The sequence below is a fragment of the Mesorhizobium sp. M7A.F.Ca.ET.027.03.2.1 genome (assembly GCF_003999175.1).
Taxonomy (GTDB): Bacteria; Pseudomonadota; Alphaproteobacteria; order Rhizobiales; family Rhizobiaceae; genus Mesorhizobium.
Genome location: NZ_RZOM01001821.1, coordinates 1 through 536 on the forward strand (window position 1 = coordinate 1; position 536 = coordinate 536).

The 536-nt window shown below is 65.3% G+C and carries 1 protein-coding gene and 1 pseudogene; both read left to right on the forward strand.

Features of this window, described 5'->3' with window-relative positions; all coding sequences use genetic code 11:
- Positions 1-183: ABC transporter permease subunit (locus EN750_RS38265; RefSeq protein WP_127399515.1), on the forward strand; the 183-nt coding region annotated here is incomplete at its 5' end.
- Positions 183-536 (forward strand): annotated as a pseudogene (locus EN750_RS38270) (D,D-dipeptide ABC transporter permease); the annotation flags it as partial. The gene EN750_RS38265 and the pseudogene EN750_RS38270, both read left to right, overlap by 1 nt.

Here is a 536-nt window from a genome sequence, read left to right on the forward strand (position 1 = left end):
GTGCTGACAGAAACCATCTTTTCCTGGCCGGGCATGGGCTCCTATGCCGTCGAGGCGGCGCGCGCGCTCGACTTCCCGGCGATCATCGGCGTCACCATCGTCGGCGGCCTCGCCTTCCTGGTCACCAACCTCATCACAGACATCCTCTACGTGGTGGCCAATCCGCGCGTGAGGTTGAGCTGATGTCGGCGGTCACAACCAAATCCCATTCCGCCGCTGTTCCCGAATGGCTGACCGCGCCATTGGTCATCGGCACGGTCGTCATCCTGTTCTGGCTGTTCATGACCGTCTTCGCCGCCTTAATCGTGCAGTTCGATCCGCTCGAAATGGTCGCGCGCCGCTTGCAGCCGCCGAGCTGGGCGCACTGGCTGGGCACCGATGCTCTCGGCCGCGATGTTCTCGCCCGCACCTTGCACGGGGCGGCGCATTCGCTGCCGATCGCGGTTCTGGTCGTCGTCTCGGCTGTGGTGATCGGCTCGCTGCTCGGTGCCATTTCCGGGTTCGTCGGCGGGCTGACCGGTGCGGCGATCATGCGG